Below are 19,042 nucleotides of genomic sequence, written 5' to 3' on the forward strand. Positions count from 1 at the left end.
GCCGTAGCATGGGAGCCGCATGGACGCCGTCGAGACCGTCAAACGCCAGATCGACCTCGTCGAGTACATCGGTCGATTCACCAAACTGACCCGCGCCGGCCGACACTACCGGGGGCTCTGCCCGTTCCATTCGGAGAAGACGCCCTCGTTTTATGTCTTCCCTGAGCGCGGAACCTGGCGCTGCTTCGGTGCCTGCGGGGAAGGCGGCGACCTGTTCACCTTCGTGCAGAAGCTCGAAGGCGTCGACTTTCGTACCGCCCTCCGCCAGCTCGCCGAGGAAGCCGGCGTTCGGCTGCAGGATGACGACCCGCGCCGCCGCTCCCGTCTCGAGCGGCTGGCGGCGGTAATGTCCGCCGCTGTCGGCTTCTACGAGCGCCAGCTGCGCGAGCCGGCGGGGCAGCCGGCCCTGGAGTACCTCACCGCGGGCCGCGGGCTCACCCCTGAGACCATTGCCGCCTGGCACCTTGGCTGGGCTCCAGAAGGATGGCGCCACCTGCGCGACTTCCTCGCCAATCGGGGCTACACCGAGGAGGACCTGCTGGCGGCCGGTCTGCTGGTCGAGCCGGAGGCGGGCCGTGAATCCTACGACCGCTTCCGCGGCCGCGTAATCATCCCGATCGCCAACGAACGCGGCGAGTTTGTCGCCATGGGCGGCCGCGGGCTCCACGGCGAAGAGCCCAAGTACCTCAACTCGCCCCAGACCGAACTGTTCGACAAGGGCCGCACGCTCTTCGGCCTCCACCTTGCCGGCGAAGCCATTCGCGCACGCGGCGAAGTCGTGGTCGTCGAGGGCTACATGGATGTGCTCGGGCCCTGGCAGGCGGGCTACCACAACGTCGTCGCGACCATGGGCACCTCGTTGACCCACGAGCACGCCGCCCTCCTGCGGCGGTACGCCCGCCGCATCGTGCTGGCCCTCGACCCCGATTCGGCCGGGCTGGCCGCCGCCGAGCGCGCCGGCGGGCTATTGCTGGGCCTCGCGACCGACGAGCAGATCGTCTCCGCGGCCCGGGCCGCCGATGAACTCGCCGCCGCGGCAGAGATTGACCTGCGGGTGGCGGTCCTGCCTCCCGGCCGCGACCCCGATGAACTGGTCCGGGAGGCCCCCGGGCTCTGGGAGCAGGCGATTGCGTCGGCCCGGCCGTTCGCGGAGTTCCTGGTCGACCGGATGATGGGTGCGGCGCGGCCGGCCTCGCCCCTCGAGGCCCGGCATACGGTGGACCGGCTTCGCCCGCTCCTGCTCGCAGTCCGCGACCCCGTCGAACGCGCTGTCTACGTCCAGCGCGTGGCGCGCCATCTCGGCGTCGAAGAGGAGGCCGTCGTCCAGCGGCTCAGGATGGCGCCGCCGCCCCGGCGCAGTGGCGAACGCGCCCCCCGGCGCCCGGAGCCGCTGGACGCGGAGGACGTGCTGCTCGCCATCCTGCTGCGGTATCCCGGGCTCCGCCTGGCCTATCGCAACTACCCTGAGTCGCTCTTCAGCAGCGCCGTTGGCCGGGAAATCTTTCGCCGCTGGGTGGCCGACCCGCAAACCGTCACGGCCGCCGGCGATGAGGTCGCCGAGAAAGCTGAGCGTCTGCTTCGCTACCGCCTCCCGCCCCTCTCGGAACACGAGGCGCGCCGGGCGGCCGATGAGAAGATCCAGGCCATCCTGCGGGAGCGCATTCGCATGCACCAGGCCGCCCGCGCGGAGCTGCTCCAGGAGGCGGAGCAGCAGCTCGGGCCGAACCGGATCGCCGAGCTCGCCCTGCGCGCGTGGCGGGGCGAAATTCCGCCCGGCGAAGAACGCGAGGTGGCCGAAAGCCTGCTGGAGGAGTTCGAGCTCGGCCTGAGCATCCACCGCCGCGAAACCCCGCGCAGCGGCCACGGGGTCACTTAGCGCGCACTTTTTACGTTGTCGCTCAAGAAAGGCCCATCTACCTGCCTGCAACCCTCTTGACACCCTTTTGTCGCCGGCGGTATTACATACCGGCCGGTCGGCATCTGGCCGCCGGAATCTCGCGGGAGGTGCCTAATGGCTAGGCTCCGCATGCTCCTCGTTGCTGGCGCGCTGGCGGCGGTCGCTGTCGTTTCCACGGCAGCGCCTATGCTGACCATCCGCTGGTAGCCCCAGGAGCACCAACACATGGGGGGAGGGGCCCCAAGGGCCCCTCCTTCGCGTTTCAAGCCGTGCGCGTTGTGCTTAGCCGGCCTTGTCAGCCCGTACCGCCCGCGCCAGCTGCCGTTGCACGAGTGCCCCGTCAATCAGCTGCCCGAGCATCTCCGCCGCGCGGAGCGCCTCGGCCGGCGTGCGCCCCGCCGCGACAAGGGCCGTGCCGAGCAGGGCGTTGCGGCGCTCGAGGAAGCGGGCGACAGCTTCTCCTACCGCCTGCTCGAAGGACGCGGTCCGCCAGGTTTCAGCTATGAGCGCGGTGTGCTGGCTGTCGTCTGGCCACCCGAAGTAGGCGTTGGCAGCCTGCTCGATACTCCCGCCGGATTCAAGCGCATCGGCCACTCGCCTAAGCCGCCGACTTGCGTCGTCGATCACCTGCTCGACCACCGCCAGGAACAGCTCTAGCTTGGTGGCGAAGTGCGCATACATCGCACCCTTCGAGAGCCCGGCTGAGGCCGCAATCGCCTCGACCGACGCGTTCTCGTACCCGCGGCTGGCAAAGTAGGCCGAGGCCGCCTCAAGGAGCGCAGCCCTCGTCCTAGCTCGCCGCTCGGCCTGTCGCATCGTTGCCCTGCCTCCAGGCAGGCAGGTACAGCGGGGGGCGGATTGCCCCCGGCGTTTCCTCCCGCCACCTCGGGAACACCGCTTCGAAGGCCTCGACCACCTTCGGATCGAACTGGGTCCCCGCGCATCGTAGTATCTCAGCCAGCGCAGCGTCCGGCGACTGACCACGGCGATACGGCCGGTCCGAGATGATGGCATCGTAGGTATCGCAGACGGCGAAGATGCGGGCGCCGAGCGGGATCTCTTCGCCCTTGAGGCCACGCGGGTAGCCGGCGCCATCCCAGCGCTCGTGGTGGGCGAGCACGATCTTCGCCGCCGGGCGGAGGTAGGGCACCTGGGCCAGGATGCGGTACCCCATCGCAGGGTGGCGCCGCATGAACTCCCACTCCTCCTCGGTGAGCCTGTCCGGCTTGAGCAGGATCGCGTCCGGAACCCCGATCTTGCCCACATCGTGCATGAGTGCCCCGCGATAGACGGTCAGCAGCTCCTCCTCGTCCCTGATGCCGAGCAGCCGGGCGATATCCATCGCGTGCTGGGCCACCCGGACCGAATGTCCTCGCGTCTCCTGGTCGCGCACGTCGAGGGCCGTGACAAGCGACTCGAGCGTCCCGGTATAGGCATCGCGCAGCTGCTCCGACATGTCGCGGATTTCGATGTACGCCCGCTGGAGCTGCTGGTTCGATTTCTCCAGGCGCACCACGTTCTCGCGCGTCCGTTCCACGAACTGGGTGATCGAGTAGCGCGCAACGATGAGGGGAAGGACCGTGACCACCAGCGCGGCGAGCCCGAGCTGCTCGTAGATGACCGCCAGCCCGCCGGCAACCACACCGAGCATCAGGTAATGCGGGAACAGCCAGGCGAGATTATCCCGGAACCAGTCGGTCATCTTCCGGCCCGTGGTAAGCGACACGATCGCCGTGACGAAGGCGCCGTCCACGGCGTACAGCACGAGTGCCGCGGCGGCCCCCGTGAACAATGGCGCGGCCGATGCAATCGACTCAGGAGCATCCAGGCGCCACCCGAGTGCCGCAACGACGCCGGCGGCGAGGACGGCCGCCAGCGTTTCATGACCAAAGTTGAATGCGAGTTTGCGTGGTGAGCGCTCGGCGGTGGCCCAGCCGGCAATCGCAATCGCCGCCGCGACCGTCACTGCGCCCGCCGGACCGAACAGGACGGTGGCCATCGCGGTGCCCACGAAGCTCACCGAGACCCAGCCGTCGAAATAGAGACGCACCGAGAGCGCTTCCGAGAGCACTGCCAGCGCGACCACCGCCGCCAGCCCGAGCGGCTCCTCCGGCGGTCGCATCCGGTAGGCCAGCGTGAACGCGATCGAACCGGCGGCGAATGTCCCGGCAATGAACCAATCTTCGGTGCGGCGGCGTTCGGAGACGTTCATCACATTGCTACTTATCGACCGCTAAGTGGCGCTCGCCACGGCCCGGCAGCCGATTTCAGCGACCGCTATCGGCCGCTGGGGCCCAAAAGTGAACGGCGGCCCGGCCCTGCAACGCACCCGGTACCTGTCACTGCCTGATTCAGCGGCAGCCGGGCGGGGCAACAACAGGCCGTTCGCTTCGCCCCTGCCGCGACGGCCGGGTGACAACCGTGACAATCCGGTGAACGCGGCACCTTCGCGACGGTCCCCGGCTGCGAGTAGACTGCGCTGCATGGCAGCACCGCTCGAAGGTATCCGCGTTCTCGATTTCACCCGCTACCAGCAGGGTCCATTCGCCACCGTCATCCTCGCCGACTTCGGCGCGGACGTCGTCAAGGTGGAGGAACCCAATGGTGACTACGGGCGCCGCATGTGGCGCGAGGCCGACGGTTTTTCGGCGTTCTGGGAAGCCCTCGACCGCGGCAAGAAGTCCGTTTGTATCGACCTGCGCCAGCCCGAAGGTTGCGACCTCGCCCTGCTCCTCGCCGACCGCGCAGATGTCCTCGTCGAAAACTTCCGCCCGGGCACCATGGAGAAGTGGGGGCTGGGCCCCGATGTGGTTCTCGCGCGCAACCCCCGCATCATTTACGCCCGCGCCACCGGCTGGGGCTCGAAGGGTCCGATGGCCGGGCTCCCCTCGTTCGACCAGATCGCCCAGGCCTTCAGCGGCTTCGCCCAGCATTCCGGCGGCGGACCGGGCCATCGCCCGGAGGTGCCCTACCCCGGCATCGCCGACCAGACCGGCGGCATGAACCTTGCCCTCGGCATCATGACGGCCCTGTTCGTCCGCGAACGGACCGGTAAGGGCCAGGTGGTGGAGGTGTCCCTGCTCGGGACGCAGCTCGCGCTGCAGGCGCCGGAGCTGCTCCACGTGCTGCACTTCGGCGAAGAGCGCCCCCGCGAGTTCCGCGCCGCGCCGACCGTGGGCCACTACCGCTGCTCTGATGACCGCTGGGTGATGATTGTCGGCATCGACCAGAAGTTTTGGCCGCGAATCGCCCGCGCCCTCGGGCTCGACCACCTGGTTGATGACCCGCGCTTCGCCCGTGGCGGGGCGCGTTACCGCAATCGGGCCGAACTCGAAGCCATCATGGAAGCGGCCTTCGCGGCCAACACCTCGGCGCACTGGCTCGAGCGGCTCCGGGCCGAGGATGTCCCGGCATCGCTCGTCCAGGAGTACCGCGAGCTCGCGGAATCGGAGCAGCCGTGGGCGAACGGCTACCTCGCCGAACAGGACCACCCCCGCTTCGGCCGCCAGCGTGTGGTGGGACCGCACATCCAGCTTTCGGAGACGCCGCCGCGCCTGGCCTTCCCCGCGCGCGACCTTGGGGTGGACACCGAGTCGGTGCTCGCTGAGCTCGGCCTCGATGCCGACACGATTGCCAGCCTGAAGCAGCGCGGCGTCATCGGTCCTGCGCCAGCTGCCGTGCGCAGCGCTTCCCCTGGCGGAGCAAACTAGGGGCTGAAGTCGCCATTCGCCGGGCCCCTGGCCCCCGCAAACGCGAAGCCGAGCACCGCCAGCGTTTGCCGAAGCCGGTCGGCCTCATCCTCGTTCCCCGTGCCGGCAAGTACCCGGGCGGCGGCTCGGTCGGCTGCATCGAGCGCCCCCGGCACGTCGAAGTCGTCGTCCAGCCGCTCGCGGGCGTCCTGCAGCATCGGGGCGCTTCCGGCGCCGGGCCCATCGCTCGCACGTTGTGCCGCCGCCCGGAGTCGGCCATACCGGTCGGCAAGGGCATCGATCGCCCCGGCGGTGTAGTTGGCATCGGCCCGGATGTGGTGGCTTAGGAGGTAGAGCCGCAGGTGGTCCGGTTCGTACGTTCGCATCAGGTCCCGCGCCAGCACCAGGTTCCCCAGAGACTTGCTCATCTTCACGCCGTCGAGCTGCAGCATCCCGTTGTGGACCCACCAGCCGCAGAACGGCTCAACGCCGTAGGCGCACTCGGCCTGGGCGATTTCGTTTTCGTGGTGCGGGTACTTCAGGTCGCTGCCGCCGCCGTGGATGTCGATCTGCGTGCCGAGGTGCTTCACCGCCATGGCGGTGCACTCGATGCTCCACCCGGGCCTCCCCGGTCCCCACGGGCTGTCCCACGAGGGGTCGCCCGGGTCGACCTGCTGCCACAGCAGGAAGTCCAGGTGGTTGCGCTTCTTGTGGGCACGCTTCGATTCCGGGTTTTCCCGCTTCCCGAGCTCTTCGAGGCTCATGCCGTTCAGACGGCCGTAGCGCGGGAAGGTGGAGACATCGAAGAACACGTCCCCCTCAACCACATACGCATGACCGCGTTCGATCAGGCGCTGCGTGGTCTCGATGATCTCCGGGATGTGGTCTGTGGCATACGGGTAGACCGTGGGCCGGAGCACATTGAGTCGGTCGAGGTCGGCCCGCAGGATGGCGTCGTTTTCGTCGCGAATCTCCGCTATCGGTCGGCCCCCCTGCCGCCGGGAGACCATGATCATGTCGTCGTCGATGTCCGTGACGTTCTGCACGTAGCGGACCCGGTACCCGATCCAGCCGAGGTAGCGCCGCAGGGTGTCGAACTGGACGTACGAGAACGCGTGTCCGAGGTGCGTCACGTCGTACGGGGTTACCCCGCAGACGTACATCCGCACCTCGCCTTCCTTCACGGGCGAAAACGTGCGGACCTCGTTACCCAGGGAGGTGAACAGGCGAAACGTCACGGCACAGGCTCCGGGAGGTAACTCGTCGTGGCGTACCAGACTGTCAGTTGCACAAGGCTACCATCAACTGAGCACCCCGGCTGCCATCAGCTCGGCGATGCGGCCATCGTCATAGCCCAGCAGCTCGCTCAGCACGTCGAACGTGTCCTGCCCAACCTGGTGGACGCCTTCGTAGCGCGGCGGCCGCTCACCCTCGAACAGGGCGGGGAACCGGTCGATCCCGTACTCCCCCCACGTTTCGGCGCGTGCCGTGCCGAAGAACTGCCGCGCGGCGAGCTGCGGGTCGCGTTCGGTCAGGTCGCGGGCGTGCTGTACCGGCCCTGCGTGGACGCCGACTGCCTGCAGCCGGGCAGCCAGCTGGTGGGCATCCTCAGAGATGGTCCTGCTGGCGATGAGCCGGTCGAGTTCTGCGATGTTGGCTACCCGCAGCTCGTGGCTCGCGAAGGGCCCGCCCGGGTCGATGCCGAGCACCCCGGCAAGGCGCTGCCACTCCGCATCGCCGCGGGCCGCGATGGCGACCCAGCGGTCCTCTCCCGCGCAGGGGTAGATGCCGTGGGGCGCCCAGGCATCGAACGGGTGCCGATTGCCACGCGGTTCAGGATTGGTCCCGTTGGCGAGGAAGTCGATGAGCGCCGGGCCCATGATGCCCAGGCCCAGTTCGTATTGCGCCAGGTCCACGGCGATGCCGCGACCGGTCCGGCGCCGGTGCTCGAGCCCTTCGAGCGCCGCAAAGGCTGCCACCAGTCCGCTCAGGTGGTCTGTCAAAGAGAAGCCGTAGCCGTCCGTATACGTCCCCTCCGGGTTGGTAAGGTAGGTTAGCCCGGTCAGCGCGTGGATCGTTGGGGCGTACGTCACAAAGTCCTTCCAGGGCCCGTCCTGGCCCATGCCGCCCATGGAGATGACCGTCACGCCGGGGTGCTCCGCCTTGAGCGACTCGTAGTCGAGCCCCCAGCGCCTGAGGACGCCCGCGCTGAAGTTCTCGACGATGACGTCACACTTCTGCGCGAGCTCCCGGGCAATCTGGCGAGCCTCGGGTGTCGACATGTCCAGCGCAATGCAGCGCTTGTTGCGGTTCCAGCACACATAGTAGGGATGGTCGGGCGAGTTGGCGCCGCCGCTCCGCTTCGCGCTCGTCACCTTAAGTACATCCGCCCCCAGGTCGCCGAGGACGCGCGTCCCAAACGGCCCCGCCAGGACATGGGTGAAGTCGAGCACCCGCACCCCTTCGAGCGGCCGGGAAGGCGGCGGGGCCCCACCCCGCGCGGAGTCGGCACGCGGGCGGCGGCTCCACCTGACGGCGCCGACGTCCACGCGACGAGGCAGCGGGAGCGGCGGCCCGTCGGCGCTGGTGCGAACGAAGCGACCGGGCAGCTTCGCGTTGCCGAACCCGGGAATTTCCATCTCGTGGAAGTAGCCGCGCGCCGCGATCTGCGGGCTCTTCGTCACCGCCTCGCCAACATTCCAGACCACGCCGAACGGCTGGTGGCGCCGCTGACCCTCGTAGAACAGCTCTTCCCCGTTCCAGGTCGCGACCCAATCCCGCAGGACCTTCATTACGTACGGCAGGTTCTTCACCATGGCGATGACGTCCGGGTACTTCTCCCGGTCGGCCAGGTCCTGGGCGGCGCCGCATTCAATCAGCCACGGCACCAGCACCTCGGTCAGCTTCAGCGAGGCGGTCACCATGACGCCGTGGCCATCCGCTGCCGGGTACACCTCGTACGCGCCGCTCCAGTGGAGGCTCCCCTGCCGCCGGGCGATCGGCGTGCCCCACGTTCCGCTGGGGAAGAACCATTGCATCAGGACTTGCTCGGTGCAGGTGACCAGCGCTTCGTGGGCGGAAAGGTCTACCCAGATCCCTGGCGCCCCGGCGCGCACCGCGCGCAGCGCCGCCAAGGCAAGAACCGCTGCGTACATCCCAACGGTGTGGTGCGATTGGTTGCCGTAGCCCGAGATCGGCGGGCTCGAAGCGTCTCCCGTCACCGAGGCCGAGCCGCACAGCGCGTTCGCCACCAGGTCGTTGACCAGCCAGTCGCGCAACGGACCATCCTGGCCCATTGGCGTGACCGAAACATGCGCCAGGCTCGGCTGGGCCGCCGTGAGCGCCTCGCGGGACACGGGCCAGCGTCCCGGCGGCCAGTCCTCGATGAGGATGTCGGCCCCGGCGATGAGCTCGAGGAAGGCCTGGCGTCCAGCTTCCGACTGGAGGTCGAGGGGCACGACGCGCTTCCCTGCGTTGTAGAACGCCGCCTGGATCGACACCCCGCTCGTACCGAAAAACGGCGATTCGGCATCGAGCGGGTCGCCGGCTGGCGGCACGACCCGGACAACGTCGGCTCCTGCCTCGGCGAGCAGCCTGCCGGCCAGCACGCCGTTCCAGCCAGCACATTCGACCACGCGCACCCCGTGCAGCGGACCCACATCGCCCATATCGCGCCATCTTACGGTGCCTTGACCGGGTGTCCCAATGCAGCGGCCGCAGTGCGGCGTCGGGGGTCCAAACTGTGACATTCAGGAATGCCGCAAGTTGCGCGAAGGGATGTCCCGCCTTGCCACCGTCGCAACCGCTGGGGTACGGTGCCATGAGCCCTCAGGAAACTGGAGCAGGCCATGCCGATGACCCGCCACCGGCTGACCCTGGCAACCGTCCTGGTCGCCATTCTCGCCGCCTTCGCCGCCGCCGCTGCCCCCGGCCGCGCCGGCGCAGATTCGAGCCACCCCATTGTCGAACGGGCGCTTCGTGACCTCGGGACCCACCAGGGCGAATGCTGGCCCTGGGTAAAGCGCGTCGTCTTCGACGCCACCGGCCGTGAAATGGGGTTCGACTACCGCGATGGCTTCTTCGAGGCCGGCGCTGTCGAAGTTTCCCTCGAAGAAGCCGCACCGGGCGACGTCATCCAGATCGCCCTCGACGCCTGGACCTCCCCCGACGCCGACTACCCCGGCCTTCACACGGCCATCGTCATCCGCAACAACGGCGATGGGACGTTCGACGCGATCGACTCCAACCAGCTCTGGGACGGGGTTGTCCGGCTTCGGCCGGCCTACAACCCGGCGGCGCAGGCTGCGGCCTACGGCCTCCAGGTACACGTCTACCGCTTCACTGCCGCGGCAGCCGCTCCGCCGTCGGCGGCGCCGGCGCCGGGGCCGCTCGTAAAGGGCGACACCGCGCGGACTAACACGCCGGGCGACTGCCTCCGCCTGCGCTCCGCCCCGGGCGGCGACATCATCGATTGCCTCGGGCACGGCAGCCGCGTCACCATCCTCGAAGGGCCGGTCGAACACCTCGGCATGCCCTGGTATCGCGTGGCCACCGCCCGCGGCGAGGGCTGGATGGCCGGTCCTTACCTGCTGAAAGAGCCCGGCCCCGGCGCGAATCCCAGCGCCCAGGGGCCGACCCGGCCGATCCTGCAATACCGCGCCATCATCCCGCTCACGGCGAGCGACTGAGCCGGCGGCATGACGCTTCGTCGCCCCGCCCACGGCTGACGTCGGTACGGCCCACTTCGTACCCTTGGGGCAGGATGCTTCCCGCGGAAGGACGCCGGTGAGCAGCGCCATCGACCTCGACAACCCCCGCCTCCGACCCGGCCAGCGCGAAGCCCTTGCCCGCTGGGCGGACGCCCTGCGCCGCGGCTCCCGCTCCGAGCTGGTCGTGGTGCCGGTCGGCTACGGCAAGACCGTCATCGGGGTCGGCTCCTATGTGGTCGCTGCGGAAGCCGCGGGCGCCGACACCTGCCTGTACCTGACCCCCACCGACGTCCTGCGCACGCAGGTCTACCGCGGCATCGACCGCACGCTCGACCTGCTCGGGACCCGGCTCGACGTCCGCAAGCTGCTGGCTGATAACGCGACGCTGGGCCGAGTGAGCGGCAACCGGGCCAATTTCATCGTGGCCACCTACCAGCAGGTGGCCGCGGCCCCCTCCCGCTACGTCCGCCTGTGCGGAGGTCGCCGCGTCCACCTGGTCTGCGACGAAGCCCACCACCTGGGCGAACGCGGGACGTGGGCGGCGGCCCTGCGCCAGCTGCCGGTCGTCTCCACGCTGCTGCTCTCGGCCACGCCGGTCCGCCTCGACCGCGAGCCGCTTGCCGGTGCGCGCTATGTCCCCGCCGACGATGGCGAGGGGATGGTCATCGACCCCCTCGTCCACGTCACCATGCGCCAGGCCTGGCGCGAAGGCCGCATCCTCAAGCGCCTCGCCATGCAGATGAAGGACTACGAGGTCGAGCTTCGCGGCGCCGACGGGGAGGTGTACACCTTCACCGCCTCCGAGATGGCTGAGCTCCCCGACTTCGACCAGCGCTGCGTCCGGCAGCAGCTCCGCTGGAACGAGGATTATGTCCAGCCGCTCGTGCGTGAATTTGCCCTCACCCTGCAGCGCAAGAAGGAGCTCGCACCAGGGCAGCACCAGGGCCTCGTGTTCGCCGCGACCACCGCCCACGCGGACCACCTCCTGCGCGTGTTCGCCCGCTGGCACCCGTCGCTCCGCTGCACCGTGGTGCACAGCGGCGAGGACCTCCCCGCGGCCGAGGCAGAGCGGCGGATGCGGGACTTCCACGCCGGGCGCTACGACGTGCTTATCCAGGTGCGCAAGGCGAGCGAAGGGTTCGACGCGCCAACCGTCAGCGTCCTCCTCAAGCTCGACGCGGTCTTCAGCCGCGAGCCGGTCATCCAGCAGCTCGGGCGCGGGTTGCGGTTCAATCACAACCTGCCCGAAGCACAAAACGTCCTCCACGTGTTCATTGGACGTGACCCGCGCCTCGCGCCGATCATCGAGCACCTCGAGCGCGAAGCGGCCATCCCGTCCGTCCGCGTTCGCCGGGAGGAGCCGCCGGAGGCGTCCACGCAGCTGCAGGAACAGGAGGCAACCGGGGAGGAGCTCCGGGAGCCCGAGGACGAGCCCCGCGCCGTGCCGGAAGTCGTCGACGTCGAAGAAGCTGGTGACGCCGTGCTCGACGAAACCGGCCGTTTGGTCGAGGGCCAGCAGCTCACGATGTTCGGCATCGCGCCGCCGCCCGTGCAGGCCGCGCCGGCCCGCTCCCCGGCGCCCGCGGCCGCGCCCACGGCTGAGGTGGTCGATCTTGCCGCGGCCCTGCAGGAGGCGATCGAGTACTGCCGCACCTGGACCAGCCGCGCAGCCCGCGAGCGCGCCCGCCGCTACGGCAACCGGGAGAACCACTTCGCCTGGCTCAACGCGGCCTACGCCCGCGAGACGGGACAGCGTGGGACGCTCGCCACGCCGGAACAGTACCGCCGCAAGGGCGACTGGATGAAGCAGCGCTACCTCGAGCTGCTCGGGTAGTCCCCGGCATCCGCGAGCGGGACCACCCGGGCACCCGTGAGGCGGACAAGGTCCGCGAAGGACAGCTCTACATCGAAGCCGCGTTCGCCCGCGCTCACCAGCACGCTCTCGAAGGCCGCCGCCTCCGCCGCAATCACCGCGGGAAACCGCCTGCCGGCCAGTGCCAGCGCGCTGATGCCGCCGACCTTCAAACCGGTCAGCTGCTCAGCCCGGGTGTGCGTGGCCACGCGCAGACGCTTCACGCCGAGGCGGGCCGCCAGGTGGCGCAGGTCGAGCTCCATCGGCGCGGGAACCATCACCAGCAGCGGCCGGGCGCCCGGAGGGTCCTGCTCCACAACCAGCGTCTTGAGCACCCGGCGGGGGTCTTCCCCGGCCGCAAGCGCGACGTCCACCGCGGACCGGATGGCGGGGTCGAAAGCGACCACCTGGTGAGGAACGCCACGGGATTCGAGCATTCGGGAGACCATTGGGCGGTGCATCACACTTCCCCGCGAGCCGGTAGGATACGCGCAACCTTTGCCCCTCGAGGTACGCTCATGGACTTCGCCATCCCCCAGCGCATCCGCGACATCCTGGCCGAGCTCGACGACTTCATCGAGCGCGAGATCAAACCGCTCGAGCAGGAAAACGACAACATCCGCTTCTTCGATCACCGCCGCGAATGGGCCCGGACCGACTGGGAGAACGGCGGCATCCCCCGCAAGGAGTGGGAGGAGCTGCTCGCAGAGATGCGCCGCCGGGCCGACCGCGCCGGCTGGCTTCGTTTCGCGGTTCCCAGCAAGTACGGCGGCCGCGACGGCACCAATCTCGAAATGGCCATCATCCGCGAGCACCTCGCGAAGAAGGGCCTCGGGCTGCACAACGACCTGCAGAACGAATCCTCCATCGTCGGCAACTTCCCGACCGTGAAGATGTGGGAGCAGTTCGGCACCGAGGAGCAGAAGAAGGAGTTCCTCGAAGGCATGTTCACGGGCAAGACGCGCGTGGCCTTCGGCCTGACCGAACCGAACCACGGCTCCGATGCCTCGTGGCTCGAAACCCGCGCCGTCCGCGATGGCGACGAGTGGGTCATCAACGGCAAGAAGCGCTTCAATAGCGGCCTCCACAACGCCACCCACGACCTGATCTTCGCCCGCACGTCCGGCGAGGAAGGCAAGGCCAGGGGGATCAGCTGCTTCATCGTGCCGACGGACGCCGAGGGATTCTCGGTCGACTTCATGTGGTGGACCATGAACATGCCGACCGACCACGCGGAGGTGACCCTCAAAGACGTGCGCGTGCCCGCCTCGGCCATGCTGGGCAAGGAAGGCGACGGCCTCGCCCTGGCGAACACCTTCGTGCACGAAAACCGCATCCGCCAGGCCGCTTCCGGCGTCGGCGCGGCCCAGTACTGCATCGACCGCTCCGTGGAGTACGCGAAGCAGCGCGTCACCTTCGGACAGCCGCTCGCCACCCGCCAGGCCATCCAGTGGCCGCTCGCTGAGCTGCAGACCGAGTGCGAAATGGTCCGCTGGATGGTCTACCGCACCGCCTGGGAGCTCGACCAGAAGCACCACATGGAGATCAGCGACAAGGTCGCCATGTGCAACTACCGGGCCAACCGGCTCGCCTGCGACGCCGCCGACCTCGCCATCCAGGTCCACGGGGGCATCGGGTACACCCGCCACATGCCCTTCGAGCACATCTACCGGCACCACCGCCGCTACCGCATCACCGAGGGCAGCGACGAAATCCAGATCCGGCGCATCGCGCAGGTCATGTTCGGCATGGGGTCCGGCCGCCGCGCCGAGGCCTGAACGGGCGGACGTCGCAGGACACCGCGGGGGTGCCCATGGGAGACCTCGACCTCGCCTTCATCGGCACCGGGAACGCCTTTGCGCCGGGCGGCCTCTGCTGGAACGGCTTCGTCGCCGGGGGGCGGTACCTCTTCGAGGCGCCGCCCCAGGCCCTCCAGTCCCTCAACCGTATGGGCATCGACCCGAACGAGCTCGACGGGGTGGTCATCAGCCACCACCACGGCGACCACTTCCTCGGGCTGCCGTTCCTGCTGCTCCACTGGAAGTACTTCCAGCGTTCGCGGCCGGCGTACATCGTCGGGCCGCCGCGAACCCGCGAACTCGCCGAGGCCATTTGCCGCACGGTCTACCCCGGCGTGCTCGATGCCCCGTACGAGCTGCGCTGGGTCGAACTGGCCGGCGGCGAGAGCGTGGACCTGCCCGGCATCCGCCTGTCCGCCCGCGCAGTCCAGCACGATACGCGCCTCAGCCTGAATCTCGGCTACCTGGCGGAACTCGGGGGCCGGCGGCTCGCCTACACTGGCGACACCGGGCTGTGCGATGCCGTGCTCGAGCTCGCCGCGGAGAGCCAGGTCCTCGTCGCCGAGTGCTCATCGGTCGATGAGCGCGTGCCGATCCACCTCAACCTGGTCGACGACATCCCGAAAGTTCGTGCGGCAATGCGCCCGGCGTCGACCCTCATCCTGACCCACCTCACCCCCGACGTCGCCGCTGCGGCGCCGGCCGGCACCCTGGTCGCCCGGGACCTCGAGCGCTTTCGCCTGTGAGCGCGGCCGGTAGAATGCTTCGGCGGAGGTAAACCATCTATGGCTCACCCGCTTCGCGGGGTGGCGGCCATCACCGGGCTCGGTATGACCCCGATGGGCCGCATCTACCGCTCGACCAGCGAACTGGCGGCCGAGGCCGTCGCGAAGGCGATCGCGGACGCCGGCCTGCGCAAGGACGACATCGACGGCCTGCTGATCAATGCCGGCATCACCGGCACCACCGGCGGCGGTCTCACCCTCGGCCTGCAGAACTACCTCGGGCTGCGCAACCTTCGGCTGCTGAATCACATGAACGCGGCCGGTTCCACGGCCGCCCAGATGGTCCAGTTCGCGACCATGGCGATCCACGCCGGCATGGCGCGACACGTGGTCTGCGTCTTCGCGGATGCACCGCTCAAGGAGGGGACGTCGGCGGGGGCGGCCTACGGCGGTGCGGCGCGCAACCCCCAGCGACCGCGGGGGATGGCCGGGCTGTACGCCGCCGCCGGCTACTTCGGCGCGAACACCCCCTACGCGCTGGCGGCCCGTCGCCATATGGCCCTCTACGGCACCACGCAGGACCAGCTCGGCATCATCGCCGTCGGTCAGCGGAAGTGGGCCACCATGAACCCGCTCGCCCAGATGCGGGAGCCCATCACCCTCGAAGACTACCACAACTCCCGCTGGATCATCGAACCGCTTCACCTGCTCGATTGCTGCCTCGTGTCCAACGGCGCCATCGCGGTGATCGTCAGCCCGGCAGCCGAAGCGAAGGACATGCCTCAGCCGCCGGTCTACATCCACGGCATGGGCCAGGGCCACCCCGGCGATTCCGGGCGGGCCGGCTCCGACTGGGAAACCGAAACCGGCGCGAAGGAGGCCGCCCGCACGGCCTACGCCATGGCCGGCGTCGGTCCCGAAGACATCGACATTTGCCAGATTTACGACTGCTACACCTACACCGTTCTCGTTACCCTCGAGGACTACGGATTCTGTAAGAAGGGCGAAGGCGGGCCCTTCGTGGAGGACGGCAAGCTGGGCCCGGGCGGTTCGCTCCCAACGAACACCGGCGGCGGCGAGCTCTCGGCCTACTACATGTGGGGGATGACCCCGCTCAGCGAAGGCGTCATCCAGGCGCGCGGCCACGGCGGCGAGCGCCAGGTTGCGAAGAACGACGTCATCCTCGTCACCGGCAATGGCGGCAGCCTCAGCTACCACGCCTGCCTCATCCTCAGCCCCCACCCCGCCTGACCTGGAGCTTCCACATGTCGCAGGTGCCCTTTCCCGCTCCCGAACCCGATGAGGCATCCCGCCCGTTCTTCGACGGCGCCGCCGAGGGGCGGCTGATGCTCATGCGCTGCCGTTCGTGCGGCACGTGGCGGCTCCCCGCCCGCCAGCACTGCGATGTCTGCCTCTCGGATGACTACGAATGGGCCCCCGCCTCTGGCCGGGGCACGGTCCGCACCTTCGGCATCATGCATCAGCGCTACCACCCGGCCTTCGAGGTGCCGTACAACGTCACTATCGTGGAGCTCGAGGAAGGTCCGCGCCTGCCCACCAACCTGCTGGAGGTCGAGAACGACGCCATCCGCGTGGGCATGCCGGTGGAAGTGGTGTTCCAGCGCTACGAGGACGTCACCCTCCCGCGATTTCGCCCTGCATTATGACGACTGTGTTTCTTGGCATTTGACCGAACTTTATCGGCAGGGGGTTGCACTGGCAGATGGCGCGGAATAGCCCCCTCAGCCTGACGCTCTGGGCGACGGACGTCGGCGCGCTGGCCGACTTCCTCAGCGCGGTGACCGGTGCGGAGGTCGTCGCGCGCCACCCGGGCTACGCTGAACTCAACCACCAGGGCTGCGACATCGAAATCCACGCCGACGAAACGTTTCGCGGCCACCCCTGGTACGAAGCGCTGGCACGCGAAGGGGTTGCCCGCGGCATCGGCGCAGAGCTGACGTTCCGGGTCGATGACGTGCTGCAGCGGTTTCGCGCCGCGCAGCGGCTCGGCGCGCAGGTGATCGCCGCCCCGTATGAGTTCGAAGGCCGGCTGGAATGCCAGCTGATGGGTCCGGACGGTTATGTACTCGGGCTATGGCAGCCATGGAATTCGGCCACATCGGCCTGAAATTTGCCAATCTGTAACGCAAACGCCTCCCGAAGGTGCTACGGTAGTTGTGAAGAAACGCACATTCACTGTGCAAGGGAGGTGCCAGATGAACCTCGACCCCATGTCCCTCACCTACCTCACCCGCGTTGGCGAGCCGGCGCCGGAGGTTCGCTTCCGCGAAGAGTACGAGCTCTCGAAGGCGAACCGGCGCGAGGCCCGCGGCCAGGAGCTGGTCGAGCCCGAGCGGCGGCGTGAGGCGCAGCTCCTGCGGGAGCGCGTCGTGATGCGGCTGGGCCGGTTCCTCGCCCGGCCCTGACCGGGGCCTCACGCAGAAGCCCTGGTAGCAGTTGGCAAGAGGTTAAAGGGGGCTCTCCCGAGCGGAGCGCCCCCTTCCTGTTTGATTGGCAGGTCGCCGGACTTACTCGTAGCGCAGCGCCTCGGCTACCGGAACCCGCGAGGCGCTGCGCGCGGGCAGGAGCGTCATCACCATCGAGGCGGTGAAGGCCACGCCGCAGATGATCGCCAGCTGCAGCCACGGGACCGCGAAGTCAATCGACCGCGACTCCTCGCCGAACTCGCCGGTCACGAACAGCACCCAGGCCAGCGAAAGCCCGAGCACCAGCCCGAGCAGAATGCCTGAAATGGCGATGAAGCCGGATTCGAAGAGGAAGCTCAGGGCGACCATGCTCCGCTGGTAGCCGATGGCCCGCAGCATGCCGATCTGCTGCCTCCGCTCCACCACGGCCCTCGAGGCGATCACGGCCAGCGCGGCAATCCCGACGATCAGCCCGAGTCCCATGAACCCCTGGAACACGAGCAGAAATCCCGACTGCAGCCGCTGCTGCTCCTGCAACAGCGACTCGAGAGAATCCGCCGACGCCTGCACCAGGGCTGCCTCCACCGATTTCGCGAACTCCTCGGCATCCGTGCCCGGGGTGAGCCGCAGGTAGAAGGCCTGCCCCCGCGAGGCCGGGAAGGTTTCGAGCAGCGTATCCTGCCGGACGACCATGCCGGAGTTGAAATCCGGGCTCCCCAGGGCAAAGAACGAATCCGCAGATTCCTTGAGCTGACCGATGATCGTCACCACCCGCGTCTGACCGGTGCCCGGGTCTCGCAGCTCGAGCGTGAACGGCTCGAAGCCGTCAGGCAGGGGGTTCAGGCGCAGAATCAGCGACGCCCCGGGCGGGCCGAAGCCGCCATCGGAAGCCGTCACTGAAGCCGGCAGCACCGCGAGGTCGGGGTTGGCCGCGAGCGCCTGCCAGACCGCGGCATCGTCCGGGTACCCGGCGGCGCGGAACTTGAGCTTGAGCTGCTGTTCGCGAAGGAATGCCTCGTCAACGCCCAGCAGCTTGATGCGGCTGTACGGCGCGATGTCGCCCTCCTCGGTGTTCTTGAACCGGTCCCGGTTTTCGACCTCGACCTCGGCCGGGTAGGCAATCCGTACCCCGCCGATCGCCGCGATGGCTGAGGTGTCGACGCCCGCCTGTGCCAGCGCCGCTTCCAGGTCGTCGACCCGGTTGTTTTCGTTGACGAAGCTGACGACATCCCACCCGCCCCGCGCCTCATCGTTGAGGAAGAGGTTGGCGAAATTCGTATTGATGGTCGACATCATGACGAGCGAGAACATGATCAGGCCGATCATGGCCATCGTCATGCCCGTGCGGAAACGGGAGGTGAGCGGATAGGCCACCGCCGTCTTGAGCGCCGGGACGATGCGCCCGAAGCGGCTCCCGACACTCGCCAGCACCGGCAGGATGATGTCGGCGTTGTACACCACGATGAAGACACCGCAGGTCACCATCACCACGCCGCTCAGGAAAAACAGCTCGATATCGCCTTCCAGCGGGCCGGTGATGGGCTCGAGCCAGCCCGACGGCGTGTACCAGAGCGCCAGCAGCAACGCACTGGTGACCGTGAACGCCGCCCGGTCCGGCACCCCGAAATAGCGCAGGGTCACAGCCGCCCAGAGGAAGAGGGTCGAAACGCCGAGCAGGAAGAAGAACGCCGAATCCCGGTCCATCCCGCCGTAGGTGAGCGCCACCCCGGCAATTCCAAAGGCGATGGCCACCGCCGCGCTCCACGCCACGCGCGCGCGCCAGGTTTGCAGCAGCGCCGCGACGAACGCGAGTGGCCAGACCAGCAGCGCACCAATCGCCAGCCAGCGGGGGAGCGTGGACGGCTTGCGGTCGCGGGTCACCCGGACGAGCAGGATCGCGAGCGCGTACCAGGGCAGGACCAAGAACCAGCCGACCACCGGGACC

General features: G+C 68.7%; 16 protein-coding genes. 10 read left to right on the forward strand and 6 right to left on the reverse strand.

All coding sequences use genetic code 11. The features are described 5' to 3' along the window. Positions 1-19: 19 nt before the first annotated feature. Positions 20-1,876 (forward strand): DNA primase, encoded by a 1,857-nt coding sequence (dnaG, locus tag VAE46_RS02460; RefSeq protein ID WP_322795323.1) that lies wholly within the window; start codon positions 20-22, stop codon positions 1,874-1,876. A gap of 303 nt (positions 1,877-2,179) precedes the next feature. Here the strand turns inward: dnaG and VAE46_RS02465 are convergent, their stop codons facing one another. Beyond that, positions 2,180-2,713 (reverse strand): helix-turn-helix domain-containing protein, encoded by a 534-nt coding sequence (locus VAE46_RS02465; protein ID WP_322795324.1) that lies wholly within the window; start codon positions 2,711-2,713, stop codon positions 2,180-2,182. Further along, positions 2,688-4,109: an HD-GYP domain-containing protein gene (locus tag VAE46_RS02470; RefSeq protein ID WP_322795325.1), complete on the reverse strand. Its 1,422-nt coding sequence runs from the start codon at positions 4,107-4,109 to the stop codon at positions 2,688-2,690. The genes VAE46_RS02465 and VAE46_RS02470 overlap by 26 nt, the downstream gene beginning before the upstream one ends. Positions 4,110-4,380: 271 nt before the next feature. On the opposite strand from VAE46_RS02470, the gene VAE46_RS02475 reads away from it, so the two are divergent. After that, positions 4,381-5,607, forward strand: a complete 1,227-nt coding sequence (locus VAE46_RS02475) for a CoA transferase (protein ID WP_322795326.1) — start codon at positions 4,381-4,383, stop codon at positions 5,605-5,607. Here the strand turns inward: VAE46_RS02475 and cysS are convergent. Then, entirely contained in the window at positions 5,604-6,824 is a 1,221-nt protein-coding gene (gene cysS / locus VAE46_RS02480; protein ID WP_322795327.1) for a cysteine--tRNA ligase, read from the reverse strand. The genes VAE46_RS02475 and cysS overlap by 4 nt on opposite strands. Positions 6,825-6,887: 63 nt before the next feature. After that, the gene (locus VAE46_RS02485) at positions 6,888-9,254 is read right to left on the reverse strand and encodes a CoA transferase (RefSeq protein WP_322795328.1); all 2,367 of its coding nucleotides are present in this window, start codon (positions 9,252-9,254) and stop codon (positions 6,888-6,890) included. Between the two features lie 180 nt (positions 9,255-9,434). Between VAE46_RS02485 and VAE46_RS02490 the strand changes: the two genes are divergently transcribed. After that, entirely contained in the window at positions 9,435-10,274 is an 840-nt protein-coding gene (locus VAE46_RS02490) for a hypothetical protein (RefSeq protein WP_322795329.1), read from the forward strand. A 97-nt stretch (positions 10,275-10,371) separates the two neighbouring features. Further along, positions 10,372-12,129 carry a DEAD/DEAH box helicase gene (locus VAE46_RS02495; RefSeq protein WP_322795330.1) on the forward strand — a complete coding sequence of 586 codons (1,758 nt, stop codon included), beginning with the start codon at positions 10,372-10,374 and terminating at the stop codon, positions 12,127-12,129. On the opposite strand, the gene VAE46_RS02500 is transcribed toward VAE46_RS02495, so the two are convergent. Beyond that, positions 12,108-12,584, reverse strand: a complete 477-nt coding sequence (locus tag VAE46_RS02500; RefSeq protein ID WP_322795331.1) for a YbaK/EbsC family protein — start codon at positions 12,582-12,584, stop codon at positions 12,108-12,110. The two genes, VAE46_RS02495 and VAE46_RS02500, sit on opposite strands and share 22 nt — an antisense overlap. An 81-nt stretch (positions 12,585-12,665) precedes the next feature. Between VAE46_RS02500 and VAE46_RS02505 the strand changes: the two genes are divergently transcribed. The 6 genes from VAE46_RS02505 (at position 12,666) to VAE46_RS02530 (ending at position 17,097) form a co-directional block, all read left to right on the forward strand. Next, the gene (locus tag VAE46_RS02505) at positions 12,666-13,925 is read left to right on the forward strand and encodes an acyl-CoA dehydrogenase family protein (protein WP_322795332.1); all 1,260 of its coding nucleotides are present in this window, start codon (positions 12,666-12,668) and stop codon (positions 13,923-13,925) included. A 35-nt stretch (positions 13,926-13,960) separates the two neighbouring features. After that, positions 13,961-14,692: an MBL fold metallo-hydrolase gene (locus tag VAE46_RS02510; RefSeq protein WP_322795333.1), complete on the forward strand. Its 732-nt coding sequence runs from the start codon at positions 13,961-13,963 to the stop codon at positions 14,690-14,692. Between the two features lie 39 nt (positions 14,693-14,731). Further along, positions 14,732-15,922 carry a thiolase family protein gene (locus VAE46_RS02515; protein ID WP_322795334.1) on the forward strand — a complete coding sequence of 397 codons (1,191 nt, stop codon included), beginning with the start codon at positions 14,732-14,734 and terminating at the stop codon, positions 15,920-15,922. 14 nt (positions 15,923-15,936) lie between these two features. Further along, complete coding sequence (locus tag VAE46_RS02520; protein ID WP_322795335.1) at positions 15,937-16,338, forward strand: Zn-ribbon domain-containing OB-fold protein; 402 nt, start codon at positions 15,937-15,939, stop codon at positions 16,336-16,338. A gap of 56 nt (positions 16,339-16,394) precedes the next feature. Then, positions 16,395-16,799: a hypothetical protein gene (locus VAE46_RS02525; protein WP_322795336.1), complete on the forward strand. Its 405-nt coding sequence runs from the start codon at positions 16,395-16,397 to the stop codon at positions 16,797-16,799. Between the two features lie 88 nt (positions 16,800-16,887). After that, positions 16,888-17,097: a hypothetical protein gene (locus tag VAE46_RS02530; RefSeq protein WP_322795337.1), complete on the forward strand. Its 210-nt coding sequence runs from the start codon at positions 16,888-16,890 to the stop codon at positions 17,095-17,097. Positions 17,098-17,199: 102 nt separating this feature from the next. On the opposite strand, the gene VAE46_RS02535 is transcribed toward VAE46_RS02530, so the two are convergent. Then, positions 17,200-19,042 (reverse strand): ABC transporter permease (locus VAE46_RS02535; RefSeq protein ID WP_322795338.1); only part of this gene is annotated, 1,843 nt, incomplete at its 5' end.

Source organism: Tepidiforma sp., assembly GCF_034433535.1.
In the GTDB taxonomy this organism is placed as follows: domain Bacteria; phylum Chloroflexota; class Dehalococcoidia; order Tepidiformales; family Tepidiformaceae; genus Tepidiforma.

Coding starts and splice junctions, on each gene's coding strand:
- dnaG (WP_322795323.1), top strand. CDS start 20: ATGGACGCCGTCGAGACCGTCAAACGCCAGATCGACCTCGTCGAGTAC.
- VAE46_RS02465 (WP_322795324.1), bottom strand. CDS start 2,713: ATGCGACAGGCCGAGCGGCGAGCTAGGACGAGGGCTGCGCTCCTTGAG.
- VAE46_RS02470 (WP_322795325.1), bottom strand. CDS start 4,109: ATGAACGTCTCCGAACGCCGCCGCACCGAAGATTGGTTCATTGCCGGG.
- VAE46_RS02475 (WP_322795326.1), top strand. CDS start 4,381: ATGGCAGCACCGCTCGAAGGTATCCGCGTTCTCGATTTCACCCGCTAC.
- VAE46_RS02485 (WP_322795328.1), bottom strand. CDS start 9,254: ATGGGCGATGTGGGTCCGCTGCACGGGGTGCGCGTGGTCGAATGTGCT.
- VAE46_RS02490 (WP_322795329.1), top strand. CDS start 9,435: ATGCCGATGACCCGCCACCGGCTGACCCTGGCAACCGTCCTGGTCGCC.
- VAE46_RS02500 (WP_322795331.1), bottom strand. CDS start 12,584: ATGCTCGAATCCCGTGGCGTTCCTCACCAGGTGGTCGCTTTCGACCCC.
- VAE46_RS02505 (WP_322795332.1), top strand. CDS start 12,666: ATGGACTTCGCCATCCCCCAGCGCATCCGCGACATCCTGGCCGAGCTC.
- VAE46_RS02510 (WP_322795333.1), top strand. CDS start 13,961: ATGGGAGACCTCGACCTCGCCTTCATCGGCACCGGGAACGCCTTTGCG.
- VAE46_RS02515 (WP_322795334.1), top strand. CDS start 14,732: ATGGCTCACCCGCTTCGCGGGGTGGCGGCCATCACCGGGCTCGGTATG.
- VAE46_RS02520 (WP_322795335.1), top strand. CDS start 15,937: ATGTCGCAGGTGCCCTTTCCCGCTCCCGAACCCGATGAGGCATCCCGC.
- VAE46_RS02525 (WP_322795336.1), top strand. CDS start 16,395: ATGGCGCGGAATAGCCCCCTCAGCCTGACGCTCTGGGCGACGGACGTC.
- VAE46_RS02530 (WP_322795337.1), top strand. CDS start 16,888: ATGAACCTCGACCCCATGTCCCTCACCTACCTCACCCGCGTTGGCGAG.